This window comes from Sphingomonas sp. CFBP 13720 (assembly GCF_014842075.1).
Lineage (GTDB): Bacteria > Pseudomonadota > Alphaproteobacteria > Sphingomonadales > Sphingomonadaceae > Sphingomonas.
The window spans coordinates 234,587-248,898 of sequence record NZ_JACYVA010000004.1 but is presented as its reverse complement, the minus strand read 5'-3'; the positions used below and the strand labels follow the sequence as shown (position 1 = coordinate 248,898).

At 65.9% G+C, this 14,312-nt stretch carries 11 protein-coding genes; 1 reads left to right on the top strand and 10 read right to left on the bottom strand.

The window, feature by feature from the left end; translation table 11 throughout:
* Positions 1 to 450: 450 nt before the first annotated feature.
* The gene (gene katG / locus IFT55_RS10880) at positions 451 to 2,676 is read left to right on the top strand and encodes a catalase/peroxidase HPI (RefSeq protein ID WP_192091909.1); all 2,226 of its coding nucleotides are present in this window, start codon (positions 451 to 453) and stop codon (positions 2,674 to 2,676) included.
* Between the two features lie 150 nt (positions 2,677 to 2,826).
* On the opposite strand, the gene mqo is transcribed toward katG, so the two are convergent.
* From mqo to IFT55_RS10830, 10 genes are all read right to left on the bottom strand, one after another.
* Complete coding sequence (mqo, locus tag IFT55_RS10875) at positions 2,827 to 4,551, bottom strand: malate dehydrogenase (quinone) (protein WP_192091907.1); 1,725 nt, start codon at positions 4,549 to 4,551, stop codon at positions 2,827 to 2,829.
* Positions 4,552 to 4,906: 355 nt separating this feature from the next.
* Positions 4,907 to 5,281: a response regulator gene (locus IFT55_RS10870; RefSeq protein WP_192091906.1), complete on the bottom strand. Its 375-nt coding sequence runs from the start codon at positions 5,279 to 5,281 to the stop codon at positions 4,907 to 4,909.
* A 2-nt stretch (positions 5,282 to 5,283) separates the two neighbouring features.
* Complete coding sequence (locus tag IFT55_RS10865) at positions 5,284 to 5,523, bottom strand: hypothetical protein (protein WP_197976416.1); 240 nt, start codon at positions 5,521 to 5,523, stop codon at positions 5,284 to 5,286.
* Entirely contained in the window at positions 5,523 to 7,835 is a 2,313-nt protein-coding gene (locus IFT55_RS10860) for a chemotaxis protein CheA (protein WP_192091902.1), read from the bottom strand. The genes IFT55_RS10865 and IFT55_RS10860 overlap by 1 nt, the downstream gene beginning before the upstream one ends.
* Positions 7,832 to 8,221 (bottom strand): response regulator, encoded by a 390-nt coding sequence (locus IFT55_RS10855; RefSeq protein WP_192091900.1) that lies wholly within the window; start codon positions 8,219 to 8,221, stop codon positions 7,832 to 7,834. Before IFT55_RS10855 ends, IFT55_RS10860 begins: the two co-directional genes overlap by 4 nt.
* Complete coding sequence (locus IFT55_RS10850; RefSeq protein ID WP_192091898.1) at positions 8,214 to 9,089, bottom strand: CheR family methyltransferase; 876 nt, start codon at positions 9,087 to 9,089, stop codon at positions 8,214 to 8,216. The genes IFT55_RS10855 and IFT55_RS10850 overlap by 8 nt, the downstream gene beginning before the upstream one ends.
* Positions 9,083 to 9,700 carry a HEAT repeat domain-containing protein gene (locus IFT55_RS10845; RefSeq protein WP_192091896.1) on the bottom strand — a complete coding sequence of 206 codons (618 nt, stop codon included), beginning with the start codon at positions 9,698 to 9,700 and terminating at the stop codon, positions 9,083 to 9,085. The genes IFT55_RS10850 and IFT55_RS10845 overlap by 7 nt, the downstream gene beginning before the upstream one ends.
* Before the next feature lie 17 nt (positions 9,701 to 9,717).
* Positions 9,718 to 10,794 (bottom strand): chemotaxis-specific protein-glutamate methyltransferase CheB, encoded by a 1,077-nt coding sequence (cheB, locus tag IFT55_RS10840; RefSeq protein WP_192091894.1) that lies wholly within the window; start codon positions 10,792 to 10,794, stop codon positions 9,718 to 9,720.
* A 7-nt stretch (positions 10,795 to 10,801) separates the two neighbouring features.
* On the bottom strand, positions 10,802 to 12,397 hold the full coding sequence (locus tag IFT55_RS10835; protein ID WP_192091892.1) for a chemotaxis protein CheW: 1,596 nt from the start codon (positions 12,395 to 12,397) through the stop codon (positions 10,802 to 10,804).
* 29 nt (positions 12,398 to 12,426) lie between these two features.
* A complete protein-coding gene (locus IFT55_RS10830) occupies positions 12,427 to 14,289 on the bottom strand; it encodes a methyl-accepting chemotaxis protein (RefSeq protein ID WP_197976415.1) in 1,863 nt (620 codons plus the stop codon).
* Positions 14,290 to 14,312: the final 23 nt, after the last annotated feature.

Genomic DNA, 14,312 nt, shown 5'->3' with positions numbered 1-14,312 from the left:
CCGGCGTAGACCGCGTGTCGAGGCGATCCCGTGAAAATCGGCCCGGCGGCTTCGGCTGCCGGGCAGCGCCGTCTTCCCGGAACACCGTACCCTGGCGGAACTTGCGGACTGGTTCCGCCGATCCCCGATCATGACAAGTCGCTGCATTGGCGACGCGCACGCGCCACTCCGGCGTCGTGGGTGCCTGATCAGGGTCCGGCGGCGCCCCCTGCCCCCCGTGAAGGCGGTTGCCGGATTACATCCCACGCGCTGCGCCGCGCGAAACCCCAACGCCGATGGCATCCTATGGAGCGCCAGCGCGTTTCCTTCTTTCAACCAAATCACTCCCGAGCCAGTGTCGTTGATCGACGGACCTGATCGTTCTGTTCCAGATAATCGATTGGACAGATGTCCTTCACCGGCAGCATGTTCGGGGCATCGAAGTGATATGTATCGAGAGAGGACGCCGAAATGGCCGATTATGAACAGCCCCGCGACAGCGGTTGTCCGATGGGCCCCAAGGGCGGTGGCGAGGTAAAGGCCCGCTCGCTGCTCGGCCGTACGAACAAGGATTGGTGGCCCGATGCGCTGCCGATCGACATGCTGCATCAGCATGGCGTGTCGCCCGACCCGATGGGCGACGATTTCGATTATGCGGAATCCTTTCAGAAGCTCGACTATTTTGCGCTAAAGGCGGACCTGACGGCGTTGATGACCGACAGCAAGTCGTGGTGGCCTGCCGACTACGGCCATTACGGGCCGTTCATGATCCGCATGGCGTGGCACGCCGCGGGCACCTACCGTGTGACCGACGGTCGTGGCGGGTCGTCGTCGGGGCAACAGCGGTTCGAGCCGCTCAACTCGTGGCCCGACAACGGCAATCTCGACAAGGCGCGCCGTCTGTTGTGGCCGCTCAAGCAGAAGTACGGCAAGGATATCAGCTGGGCCGACCTGTTCATCCTTGCGGGTAACGTTGCGATCGAGAGCATGGGCGGCCCGGTGTTCGGGTTTGCGGGCGGTCGCAAGGATGTGTTCGCATCCGAAGGCGACACCTTCTGGGGTGCGGAGGAAATCTGGGTCAACGAAGGTGCGCAGACGCGCATCAGCGAAGACCTGCCCGAGCTGGAAGGCCCGCTTGCCGCGATCCAGATGGGGCTGATCTACGTCAATCCCGAAGGCCCGGGCGGCAATCCCGATCCGCTGACGTCTGCGCGCGACATGAAGGCGACGTTCCAGCGCATGGCGATGAACTCGGAAGAAACCGTCGCGCTGACGGCCGGTGGTCACGCGTTCGGAAAAGCGCATGGCGCAAAGTCCGCGCCACATTTCAAAAGCCCGTCGTCGGAAGCGGTGCACATGCAGGGCCTCGGCTGGCTGACCGACAGCGAGGAGATCGGTCAGGGCCACATCACCACGTCGGGGATCGAGGGCGCGTGGTCGAACAACCCGACCCGCTGGACCGGCGATTATCTGCGACTGCTGTTCAAGTACGACTATGAGCTGACGGAAAGCCCCGCCGGCGCGAAGCAGTGGACGCCGGTCAACCCTGAACCGGAGGACATGGCACCCGACGCCCGCGACCCGAGCAAGCGCGTGGCGACAATCATGACCACCGCCGATATGGCGTTGAAGATGGACCCCGAGTTCCGCGAGATCGCGCTGCGTTTCCGCGACGATCAGTCGGCGCTGGACGACGCGTTCGCGCGCGCATGGTTCAAGCTGACGCATCGCGACATGGGTCCGAAGGTCCGTTACCTCGGGCCGGAAGTTCCCGAAGAAACGCTGATCTGGCAGGATCCGGTGCCCGTCGGCGCACAGCCGTCGGATGTGGACGTGGCGGCATTCAAGGAAGCGGTACTGGCGAGCGGGCTGACGATCGGCCAGCTGGTCAAGACCGCATGGGCATCGGCGTCGACCTATCGCCGGTCGGACCATCGTGGCGGTGCGAACGGCGCGCGGATCGCGCTTGCCCCGCAAAAGGACTGGCCGGTCAATGAGCCGGACCAGTTGCAGCAGGTGCTGGCGAAGCTCGATGATTTGCGCGGCGGCATGTCGCTGGCCGACGCGATCGTGCTGGCCGGTTCGGCGGCGGTCGAAAAGGCGGCGCGCGATGCCGGGTTCGACGTGGCCGTGCCGTTCCTTGGCGGTCGTGGCGATGCGACGCAGGAAGCGACCGACGTCGAAAGCTTCGTATGGATGGAGCCGCAGGCCGACGGGTTCCGCAACTACCTGAAGACCCGCCACCCGGTGAAGACCGAGGAGCTGTTGCTGGACAAGGCCGCGCTGCTTGGTCTGTCCGCGCCGGAGATGACGGTGCTGGTCGGCGGCCTGCGCGTGCTCGGCGCGAACTTCGGCGGTGCGCCCGAAGGCGTGCTGACCGAACGTCCGGGTCAGTTGACCAACGATTTCTTCGTCAACCTGCTCGACAACGACACGTTCTGGGATCTGGTCGATACGTCCAGCGACGAGGAGTTCATCGGGTATGATCGCGGTGGCCGTCAGCAGAAGTGGCGGGCGACGCGGACCGACCTGATCTTCGGATCGAACTCGCAGCTACGGGCGACCGCCGAAGTCTATGCCGAGAATGGTCACGAGGAAAAGTTCGTGCGTGATTTCGTGCGGGCATGGGTCAAGGTCATGAATGCCGATCGCTTCGACATCACGGCCAGGCCCGTATCCGCCAATCAGGCGACGTAAGCCGACCGGTGTGCGGATGGGCAGCGTCGAATCGGGCAGAATCCTGACCCACCGCTTATCCGCCCATTCGAATGAACCATGGTGATCCCGCCATGCGGGGTACGAAAACGGCCTGTCGAGGCGTGGTACGCTCGACAGGCCGTGGCGTATCTACAGCGCCTGCTGTTCCCGATTGAGCGTCCGGCCCTGCGGAGTCGAAGCCGGCGCCGGCACTTTGACCGGCGCGGCACCGGGATTTGCCGGCACCTCGATATAGGGCAGGTTCAGTGCCTCGCTGGTCATCCGACGGATGCGGTTGGTCAGTGCCGGGCTGTCGTTCAACTGCTGCCCATAGGACGGAATGATCGCTTCGATCCGTGGCTTCCACGCCCCCGCCATCTGCTTGGGAAACGCCTTCGTCAGCACGCTCAGCATGATCGCGGGCGAAGTCGATGCGCCGGGCGATGCGCCCAGCAGCGCAGCGATGCTGCCCTGCCGGTCGGTCACGATCTCGGTCCCGAATTGCAGGACCGGCCCCTTCTTCGGATCGCGCTTGATGACCTGAACCCGCTGTCCTGCGGTAATCAGCTTCCAGTCGCCACGCTTGGCGGTCGGAAAATACTTCACCAGTTCGGCCTGTCGATCGGCGTCGTTCAGCGTGGCCTGCTTGACCAGATAGCGGACCAGTTCGGCATTCTCGCTGCCCACCGCCATCATCGGGCCGACATTGTCCTTGTACACGCTGTTGAACAGATCCTGCCACGATCCTTGCTTTAGGAACTTCGTGCTCTGGAGCGCGAAGGGCCCGAACAGCACCACCTGTTTTCCGTCGAGCCTGCGTGCGTCGAGATGCGGCACCGACATCGGCGGCGATCCGGCCTCGGCCTTGCCATACACCTTCACCCCGTGCCGCGCGGTCAGCGCGGGCGTTTCGAACGCTAAAAACTGGCCCCCGACCGGGAAGCCGCCATAGTCCTTCGCCTCAGGAATCCCGGACATCTGCAACAGCTTGAGCGACGCCCCGCCCGCGCCGATGAAGACGAAGCGCGACTTGACCGTACGGTCCTTGTTCGCGGCAAGGTCGCGCACCGTCACGTTCCACGTGCCGTCGGCGTTGCGCGACAGGCCACGCACCTCGTGCCGTAATTCCATGCGGAAATTGGGGTTGCGCGTCAGCGAGCGCGCAAGCTGGTTGGTGATGACGCCCCAATCCACGTCGGTGCCCAGCGGCATGTAGGTCGCGGCGACCTTTTGCGCGGGGTCGCGCCCCTGCATCACCAACGGCGCCCATGCCTTGATCTGCTGCGGATCGCGCGTGAACTCCATGCCATAGAACAGCGGATTCTGGACGAGCGCGGCCTGACGCCGACGCAGGAAATCGACGTTCTCGTCACCCCATACGAAGCTCATATGCGGCGTGGCGTTGATGAAGCCGCGCGGCGCGCCGAGGCGTCCGACCTTTACCTCATGCGCCCAGAACTGGCGTGCGACCTCGAACTGCTCGGCGATCTGCACCGCCTTTTCGGTTTCGATCGTGCCGTCGCTCGCTTCGGGCGTATAGTTCAACTCTGCGAAACCCGAATGACCGGTGCCGGCATTGTTCCACCCGTTCGAGCTTTCCAGTGCCACGCCGTCCAGTCGTTCGAACAGCCGCACCTGCCAGCCCGGTTCCAGTTCCTGGAGATAGGTTGCCAGCGTCACGCTCATGACGCCGCCGCCGATCACCACGACGTCGACCGGGCGGTCGTTTTCGGCCACAGCGTTGGCAGGCATCGCCATCGGCCGGAACAGGAACGCGGCGACGGCTGCGGCGATCAGCAGCAGCAGGATGGCGATGTTTCGGATCGCGCGTTTCCACCGGCGCGGACGCGCGGGCGGGACCGTGGAAGCTTGCATGATGGGGTCCGATACTGATGGGCGGAGGCGCGGGGCCCGGCCGGGTTCGCGCTGCACCGCCGTTTCGGTTCGGGGCGCGCCGGAAAATCCTCAGGCCCGAGCCGATATCACAATCGTTTTACGCAATGCAAATTGCCCCCGACGCAGTCATACGAAGGGGGCATGGCGGTTCGGATCGCACCGGCGATCGACGACGGGCGCCGTATGGCGACGTTCGCCTGACCGCGCCGGGCCCGAACGCGCAGCAACGACATGCTACGCCCCCTAACCCCGCCAAACGGCAGCCTTTTCCGGCGGGGAGGATCGGCCGGCTCGCGCGCGTTCCACGTGCCGATGCACCGGACGCCGCGACCGGTCAGGCCGATGGCACCAGCTTGCGCACGATGCGCAGCAGTGCTTCCGTCTCGACCGGCTTGGTCAGCCAGCCGGTGGCGCCGGCGGACTTGGCCAGATTGCGCATGTCCTGGCTCGATTCGGTGGTGAGCAGGACGATCGGCATGAAGGCATAGCCCGGCAGCTTGCGGGCTTCCTTCACCAGGTCGATACCGCTCATCGCGCCCATGTTGAGATCGGTCAGCATCATCGCCGGCTTCAGCCCCTCCTGCAACCGCGCGAGCGCGGCCTCGCCGCTTTCGGCCTTGTGGATGGTCAGGCTGGTAGCGCCGAGCGTGATCCCGATGCTCATCAGCATCGAGGGGGAATCATCAACGATCAGGATAGAGGCGGACATCGTTACTCCGTGACAGCAAAAAGGGCGACTAGGGGTGCGACGGCAGGTGCGTCACCGACCGCCATCACCGGGGGACGAAACGCCATCAGCACCTGTACGAGCGCGCTGTGCACGCCGGTGCATTTGGCCAGCGTGACCTTCGCGCGGGGGTTCGCGTTGAGGAAGGCGACGAGGTCGAGTGCTTCTTCGACAGCGCAGCGCCCCTCCAGATGGACGCGCGTCTTGGTATAGCGGATCGGCATCACAGCATCTCCTTGAGGTCGAGGATCAGCAGGACGCGGCCGTCGCCGAGCAGCGTCGTGCCGCAATAGCCCGGTACGCCGGCAAGGATGCCGTCCATCGGCTTGAGAATGACGTCCATGCCTTCGCGGAAATCGTCGATGACCAGACCGACGGTACGATTGTCGAAGCGGCAGACCAGCACCGCCTCCCCCCGTTCGTCGGCGGTGCGGTGATCGCTGGCGGTGACGTGCAGCCTGTTCGCCATCCGCACCAGCGGCACGACCTCGTCGCGCAGCACGAACACCTCGTCCTGCTTGACGCGACGGATCGCTTCGGGGGCGAGGCGGACGGTCTGGACCACCACGTCCATCGGAATGCCGTACAGGCTGTCACCGACATCGACGACCATTACCCGTGTCACCGCCATGCTTAGCGGCATCGTCAGCCGCGTCGTGGTGCCATGACCCAATTGCGAGGTGACGGAAACGCGACCGCCCAGCTTCTGCACGGTGCTGAGCACCACATCCATGCCGACGCCGCGACCGGACAGGTCGGAAACCTCCGCCGCCGTCGAAAAACCGGGACGATAGATGAGGTTCACCGCCTCCTGATCGTTCAGCGCGTCGGCTTCCTCGCGGGTGACGACGTTCTTTGCGACCGCCGCGTCGCGGATCGCAACGGGGTCGATACCGCGGCCGTCGTCGCTGACTTCGATGACGACGCTGTCGGTGTCCTGAAACGCTTTCAGCCGGACGGTCGCGGCGGCGGGCTTACCGGCCGCGATCCGCGCCTGCGGCAGTTCGATGCCGTGATCCAGCGAGTTTCGCACGATGTGGAGCAGCGGATCGCCCAGCGCCTCGACGATCGTCTTGTCGGCGGCGGTATCCTCGCCCTCGATCGCCAGATCGACCTGCTTGTCCAGCCGGCGCGCGATGTCGCGGATCAGGCGGGGGAAACGGTCGAATATCTCGGCGACCGGCAGCATGCGGACCTGCATGATCGCGGACTGCATCTCCTGCGTAAGCCGGTCGATGATCGCATATTGTTCCTTGATCTCGCGGGCCATGTCGCGCGACCCGTGAACTTCTTCCGCTCGTTTGGCGAGGAACGGGAGCGCGTTCTTCGATACGACCAGTTCGCCGATCAGGGTCATCATCAGATCGATCTTGCCCTGATCGACCTTCAGCGTGCGCGACGCGGTGCGCGCGGCATCGCCGGGCGCGGCAGCTGTCGCCACGGGCAGCGGGACATCGGCCGCGAATGTCGGTTCCGGCCCGGCACCGGCATCCGGCACCGACGCGACGGCGTCCCCGTACGTGTCGAACATGGTCAGGAATGCAAGCAACGGGGTCGCATCGGCGCTGCGATGTGCCTCTGCCAGCGCGGCCTGCCATGCCTCCGACAGCGCGGGCCGCGCGACGCTCAACAGCATGTTGGTCACGACCGTAGCGGTCGATTGCAGCCGGACCGGGTCGTATCCGATGCGGCTCAGGATACGCACCTGCGTCGCGACGACATGGCGCACCGCGGGCGGCAGCGCGGCGACCGGTTCCGCGACGATCGCGGACGCGGGCGGTGCGAGCGTGCGTATCTCGATCTGGTCGAGTTCGTACGTCATGACCTGCTCGACGGTTTCGCGGGCCGCGCCCGTCAGCGCCGTGAGCCGCAGGTTGCAGTGGTAGGGGTCGAAATCCGCCGGCACGCCCCACGGGTCGCGCGCCTCGATCGCAAGGCCGACCATGTCGGGCAGTTCCTGTACCGCCGCGACGGGATCGGTCCCGGTGTAGAAGCATCCGGGGTCCGGGTCGTAGCGGACCACCAGCACCGGCTCGCCCGCCGCAGCGCGCGCGCGTCCCACTGCCAGCGCGCCCGGGTCGATCGCGGACAGCCAATCGTCGGATACCACGGCAAGCGGTGCGTCGACGGCCGCGACGACCGTCTGCGTCTCGCCCAGATGGGCGCGCAACAGACCGGCGCCATGCACGGCGATCCGGTCCGCATCGGGCGCGAGCCGCCCTTCCCCTTCCAGTTGGTCGATGAACATGCCGACCTGATCGAAACTGTCGAGCAACTCGTCGACGATCGTCGGTTGCAGCGCGAACGTCCCCAGCCGCACCGCCGACAACAGATCCTCGCCGGCATGGACCAGCCGGGTCAGCGCGGGGACGTCGAACAGCCCCGACGATCCCTTCAGCGTATGGACCGCGCGAAACACCTCGTTGATCGCCGCAGCGTCGCCGGGATTGCGTTCGAGCACCAGCAGCCCGGCCGCCGACGCCTGCAGCAGTTCGCGTGCTTCCTCGACGAAGCGCGTCATCAGCGCGTCGTTCATGCGACGACTCCGGTGAGCAGTTTCGCCGTTTCGACCAGTTGCGCCGGTGTCGCCGGCTTGACCAGATACAGGTCGGCCCCCGCTTCATAGGCACGGTCGGCGTCGCGCCCTTCGGCCTCGGTGCTGATGGTGACGATCGGCACCGCCTGCATCGCGCTGTCGCCGCGCAACCGCGCGATCATCGCATATCCGTCCATCTTGGGCATGTTGACGTCGACGATCAGCAGGTCGAACCGGTCGAGCAGCGCCCGCTCCAGCCCTTCCAGCCCGTTCGCCGCCTCGTCGACGGCAAAGCCGGCCGCCTCGAACACCGAGCGATAATAGAGGCGGGTCGTCATGCCGTCGTCGACGACGAGGATGCGCTTGCCATGGGCTGCATTAGTCATGGTCGGCGGGCCTTTGATACAGGATGGTGCCGCCATATCGACGCGGCTCGAACATGGCCGACATCCGGCTCATGCTTTCGGAATGGCCGAGGCAGATGACGCCGCCGGGCCGCATGCTTTCGTACAGCGTCTCCACCGCCTGACGCCGGGAGTCGTCGTCGAAATAGATCAGCATGTTGCGACAGAAGATTACGTCGATGTCGCGAAACCGGCGCATCGCCATCGCGTCGGACACGTTCACCACGCTGAAATCGATCGACTGGCGCAATGCGTCGCAGATCTGGAAGTCGTCGCCGCGCGGCCGGAAATACTTCGCCTTCAGCTTGTCCGACAGGCGGTGCAGCGCGCGCGCGCTGTATATCCCGGCCTTGGCGTCGACGATGACCCGACTGTCGATGTCCGACGCGAGAATCTCGATGTCGTACGCATCCGCCTGCCCCCAGTTTTCTAGGATCTGCATCGCGATCGAATAGGGTTCCTCCCCGGTCGAGCATGGCAGCGACCAGATGCGGATCGGCTTGCCCGGCGCGCGCGTCCGCGCGATGTCGGGAAGGACGTGCTGGACCAGCGCATCGAACTGATAGTCCTCGCGGTAGAAATACGTCTCGTTGACCGTCATCGCGTTGACGAGATGCTGCATCTCGACCCCCGATGTCTCGAACCGGACCAGCGTGAAATACTCACGAAAGCTGGCATTGCGGGTGGCGAGGATACGGTCCTGCAAACGCCGTTCGACGAAATAGGCCTTGTTGTCGCTGAACATCATGCCGGTCTTGCGATAGAAGAATTCGCAGAACTTGGCATAGTCCTGGGGCGTGATGACGGGACCGGCGGACGTCTCGGTCGTCGATCGAACCGAACTCAGCATCGGCCGATCCGCTGCGTCGCGACCTGCACCGCGAACGCGATGAAGCTGTCGCCGGGAAACCGTTCCGCCACCGTGGCGAGCACGGGCAGCGCATCCTCGCCGCCGATCTCGGCCAGCCCGTCGATCGCCGCCGCACAGACGTTGGGGTGATCGTCCGACAGCGCCGTCATCAGCCACGTCGCGGCCTGCGGATGTGGCAGGACATGCAGCAGGTTGGCGGCGAAGATGCGCACGTCGCTGTCGGGATCGCGCAGCAATCCGACGATATGCGGCCCAACCTCGTCCGGCATCTCGGCCAGCCCCTCCAGCGCGGCATTGCGCAGCGGCGGCTGTTCGCTGCGCAGCAACGACAGCAGCGCGGCGACGACGACGGGGGAGCGACGCCGGATCAGTGCCGCCATGATCGCCTCGCGCACGCTGGGCGCGGTTTCTTCCGCGATCCGCGCGCACAGCGGCGCGATGCCGTCGTCGCGGGCCTCGGCGGCACGCACCGCCGCGCGACGTTCCGCCGCGACCGGCGACGCGAGCTGTGCGATAAGCTGGGGCAGCCCATCCACGGCGGGAGCGACCGGCCGGGTGTCGGTTTCGATATCGGCCTTGACCAATGGCATGGGACGGTTCCTGTTCGTTACGACGCGACGGCGCGACGGCCGGGGACGAGCCACCGCGCGATCTGTCCGGCGATGGCGTCGCTGGCGAGCACGAGGCTGGCACCGGCGCGACGGATGAGTTCGTTGGGCATGCCGAAGACCGCGCTGGTCGTGGCATCCTGCGCGATCGTTCGCATGCCGCGCTGATGACAGCGCGCCATCGCGGCGGCACCATCGTCGCCCATGCCGGTCAGTTGCACGCCGATCAGCCGTTCGGGCGGCAACAGATCGGCCGCGCTCTCGACCAGCCGGGTCACGCTGGGGTGCCAGCTATGCTCCTCGCTCGCCGGCACCGACAGCCCGGTCAGCACGCCACCGCGCCGCGCGACGACCATGTCGGCGTCGCCCCGGGCGATATACACGTTGCCCGGCCGCAGCGGCGTCGCGGTGCGCAGTTCCTGCACGGTCAACGCGGACAATGCGTCCAGCCGCCGCGCGAAGACTCCGGTGAAGCTGGCCGGCATATGCTGTGCGACCAGCACGGGCCATGGCAGGTCGCCGGGCAACGCCGGCAGGATTCGTTCCAGCACCGCCGGCCCGCCGGTCGATACGCCCAGCATCACCAGCCCGGGTTCCATCGTGCCGTCCGCCGCGATGCGGACCGGCGGCGGAGGGGGCGATGCCGGACGCCGCGGCGTGACGGCACCGCCCAGTCCGCGGACCCGTGCCGAGGCGGCGGCCTTGACCTTGGCGACAAGCTGCGCCGCGATCTGGTCGAGCGACAGCGAGATCGTCCCGCCCGGCTTCTGGACGAAGTCGAACGCCCCGAGGCTGAGCGCCTGCAACGTCGTTTCGGCCCCCTGTTCGGTGATCGACGACACCATGATGACCGCGCGCGGGCTGCCGACCATGATCCGCGAGAGGCAGGTGATGCCGTCCATTTCAGGCATGTTGACGTCCAGCGTCACGACCTGCGGATCGAACTCCTCGACCAGGTTCAGCGCCTCAACGCCGTTGCGTGCCGTGCGGACGTCATATCCCGGCTGTTGCTGTAGAAGCTGTGCGAGGTGACGTCGCATCAGCGCGGAATCGTCGACGACGAGAACGCGGGTCATGACCGGCTCAGGCAGCGAGCGCGTCCGGCGACGCGAGAAGCGCTTCGGTTGCCGGATCGATCAGGCAATCGACGTCGAGAAGCTGGATCATCCGGTTCTGCGCGGTCAGATTGGCGACCCCGCGCACGACCTTGGCGCGTACCCCCGACAGGTCCGGCGCGGTGGAGATCGATCCGTCGGCGATCCGCCCCACTTCCGACACGCTGTCGACGATGAAGCCGACATGCTGGCCGTGGATAGTGAACACCATGATCCGCTGGCGGTCCGATCGTGCGGCTTCCTCCAGCCCGAACCGGCGACGCTGGTCGATCACCGGCAGCACGGTGCCGCGCAGGTTGATGACGCCCTCGACGAAATCGGCGGTGCCGGGGACATGGGTAAGTTGTTCGGGAACGCGGACGATTTCCTGCACCGCTTCCACCGGCACGCCATATTCCTCGCCCATCAGGCGAAAGATCACATATTGCGCGTCTTCGTTGGCGGCACCGTTCATCGTTTCGTCTCCCTTCGCCACGTCGTCCTGCGCCGTGCCCGCATCCCCGCGGATCGCCCGCAATTCGTCGATGTCGAACATCCCTTCGGCAGACAGGACCGACACCAGCCGCCGCCCCTCGTCCAGCCGACAGATCGCGCGGATATCACCGTGCCCTCCCTGCGATGCGAGCGCGGTCGGCACGGCCTCGACCAGTGCACGATCGACGCGCAGCACGGCCTTGACCTTGTCCATCACCACGCCGACCGACAGTGGGTCGCCCTGTTCGCCGGGCAACGACACGACCACGACCTTGTTCGCGTCGGTGAAGCGTTCGGCGGCAAGGCCGAACATCGTGCGCAGCGACACCAGCGGTAGCAGGCGATTGCGCAGTGTGGTCACGCCCAGCACATGGCCGGCCGTACCCGGAACCTGGGTGATCGCCGACGGCAGTTGCACGATTTCCTGCACCTCGCCGATCGGAAAAGCATATTCCTGTCCGTCGACTTCGAAACTGACCAGCTGGTCCTCGTCGGCTGCGTCGCCCGCCTCGGCGGTATCGACCGCTTCGGCAGTCGCCGGCACGCCGCCCGGCGCGTCGGACAGGCGAAGCGCGCCGTCGTGCGCCGCAAAGGTGCGACCGATCGATTTCGACACGTCCAGCACCATCACGATGCCGCGACCGTCCTCTTCCTTGATCATGCCGGTCAGCAATTCGGTGTCGATCGTCGCGCGGATCTGGGTCACCGGTTCCAGCCGGTCACGGTCGACCGTGACGACGTTGGCGACGCGATCGACCATCAGTCCGACCGGATGGCCATGATCGAGCACGACCACGCGGCTGGCATCGTCGATCATCACCGGCGGCAGGCCGAACAGGTTGCGCAGGTCGAGCACCGGCAGCACGGTGCCGCGCAGGTTGGCCAGCCCCATCAGCGCGGGCGGGCTGAGCGGCATCCGCACCACGTCGGGCACGCGGATGATTTCCTTTACCTGCGCCAGCGGCACGGCGAACATCTCGCCCGCGCTGTGAAAGATCACGAACTGGCAGAGGTCGCCGCGTTCGATGATCGCGGCATCGTCGTCGGCGGGGGTGAAACCCCCCGCCGGAATCTTCGTCATATAGGTCATGCGCTCGTCCTTTCAGGTCCGGTCGGGGATCAGGCTGCCTGCAGTTCGTCGGCCAGCGACGCGATTTCCTCGATCGCCGCGGCAAGCTGTTCGGCACCGCGCGCCTGTTCGCGCGACGCGACACTCGCCTCGTTCGACGTCCGCACCGCCTGCTGCGACGCGGTCGCGATCTGTTCGATCGCGGTCTGCGTCTCGCCCAGCGCGCGCATGATGCCGTCGGCGGCGGTCGAAATGTCGCCGTTGCCCCGCACCACGTCGGTGACGTCGGCGGCGATCCGCTCCAGCCCTGCCGAAATGCTGCGGCTCTTCTCGACCTCGCCCGCCGCCGTGTCGGCGATGTCCTGAAGGTCGGTGCGCACGACGCTGATCGTGTCCTGAATGCTCTTTACCGTATCCTTGATCCGTTCGGCATTCTCGGCCGAATCGCGCGCAAGGTTGCGGATATCCGTGCTGACCACGGCAAAGCCCTTGCCGAACTCACCGGCGCGCGCGGCTTCGACCGATCCGCTCACCGCCAGCATGTTGGTCTGGATCGATACGGTGGTGATCGCGTCGATGATCTTGTCGATCCGACGGCTGACCTGTTCCAGCGCGCTGATCTGGTCGCGGCTCTTGCGACCGGCGGCGACCGAGTCCGCCACGCCTTGCATCATCGCGCCGACCAGCACCTTGTTCTCTTCCAGAAGCTGGGCGATCGCCACACCCTTTTCCGCACCGGCCACGGCCTGTTTTGCGGCAAGCTGCGCGTTCGTCTCGATCTGCCCGATCGCGGTCGACGATTGCTGCGTCGCGGCGGCGGACTGCTGTGCGCCGCGATTGATCTGTTCCAGCGCGGTGGCGACCTGCGTCGATGCGCGGTTGATCTCCTCGACGGCGCTCGACAGTTCCTCGGCCGCCGAGGCGACTTCCTCCGCGCTCTTGCCGATGTTGGCGCTGTTCTTCAGCTCCTCGGCAAGCTGGGTCAGCTCCTGCGACGCCTGCTCGCTCTGTTCGAGTGCGCCGGTCTGCTGCTCGATCGTGTTGCTCGATTCCTGACATGCCGCGCTCTGCTCCTCGGCGGCGGCTGCGATCACCTCCGCACCCTTCAGCGCCTCACCGGCCGCCTGCACCGCCTGTTCGGCATTGTCGGCGATCATGTTGCAGCCCTTCAGGATCTCCGCCATGTCGTCGCGGATCCGGTCGAGACCGGCGGTGACGACGGTGCCCTTTTCCGCCTCTTCACGCGCGGAACTGGCCGACGTTTCGATACCGGCGGCGGCCTGTTTCACGTCGTCCTGGACCTGCACGATCAGGTCCTGGATGTCGCGTGCAGACTTTTCGCTGGTTTCCGCCAGCGTGCGGACCTCGTCGGCGACGACGGCAAAACCCTTGCCATGCTGGCCGGCGCGGGCGGCCTCGATCGCGGCGTTCAGTGCCAGCAAATTGGTCTGGTCGGCGATACGGGCGACGGCTTTCACCACCTCGCCGATCGCGCTTGCCTGCCGGTCGAGTTCCTCGACCATCTTGACCGATGCTTCCTGCCGTTCGGACGCGCGGGCGATCGCGGCAAGCGATTCGACGACGTCGCTGCTGGTGGTCACGACCATGTCGGACAGCCGCTGCGTCAGCACCGCCGAGGTATCGGCACGGGTTTTCATCTCGCGCAGAAGGTCCGTCGCGCTGGACATCGACTTCATCGTCTGTTGTGCGGCGGCGGAAGCCTCTTCGGCCCCGACGCTGATCTGTTCGGATGCCTTGCGCAATTCTTCCGACGCCGACGATGCTTCGGCGATCCCACTCGCCAGTTCGGCAGTCGCGGACGCCAGTCGTTCCGAACCCTTTTGCTGGCGGGCGAACGTCCGGGCACGGCGTTTTTCGGCATCGGCGTTCAGACGAACGCTGTTCGTGTTCATGGTCGTGCTCGTGGTCGCGGCAC

Bases quoted from the DNA above. Each gene is read 5' to 3' on its own strand.
- IFT55_RS10855 (WP_192091900.1), bottom strand. From the start codon at position 8,221: ATGACTAATGCAGCCCATGGCAAGCGCATCCTCGTCGTCGACGACGGC.
- mqo (WP_192091907.1), bottom strand. From the start codon at position 4,551: ATGCAAGCTTCCACGGTCCCGCCCGCGCGTCCGCGCCGGTGGAAACGC.
- IFT55_RS10830 (WP_197976415.1), bottom strand. From the start codon at position 14,289: ATGAACACGAACAGCGTTCGTCTGAACGCCGATGCCGAAAAACGCCGT.
- IFT55_RS10870 (WP_192091906.1), bottom strand. From the start codon at position 5,281: ATGTCCGCCTCTATCCTGATCGTTGATGATTCCCCCTCGATGCTGATG.
- cheB (WP_192091894.1), bottom strand. From the start codon at position 10,794: ATGACCCGCGTTCTCGTCGTCGACGATTCCGCGCTGATGCGACGTCAC.
- katG (WP_192091909.1), top strand. From the start codon at position 451: ATGGCCGATTATGAACAGCCCCGCGACAGCGGTTGTCCGATGGGCCCC.
- IFT55_RS10865 (WP_197976416.1), bottom strand. From the start codon at position 5,523: ATGCCGATCCGCTATACCAAGACGCGCGTCCATCTGGAGGGGCGCTGC.
- IFT55_RS10860 (WP_192091902.1), bottom strand. From the start codon at position 7,835: ATGAACGACGCGCTGATGACGCGCTTCGTCGAGGAAGCACGCGAACTG.
- IFT55_RS10850 (WP_192091898.1), bottom strand. From the start codon at position 9,089: ATGCTGAGTTCGGTTCGATCGACGACCGAGACGTCCGCCGGTCCCGTC.
- IFT55_RS10845 (WP_192091896.1), bottom strand. From the start codon at position 9,700: ATGCCATTGGTCAAGGCCGATATCGAAACCGACACCCGGCCGGTCGCT.
- IFT55_RS10835 (WP_192091892.1), bottom strand. From the start codon at position 12,397: ATGACCTATATGACGAAGATTCCGGCGGGGGGTTTCACCCCCGCCGAC.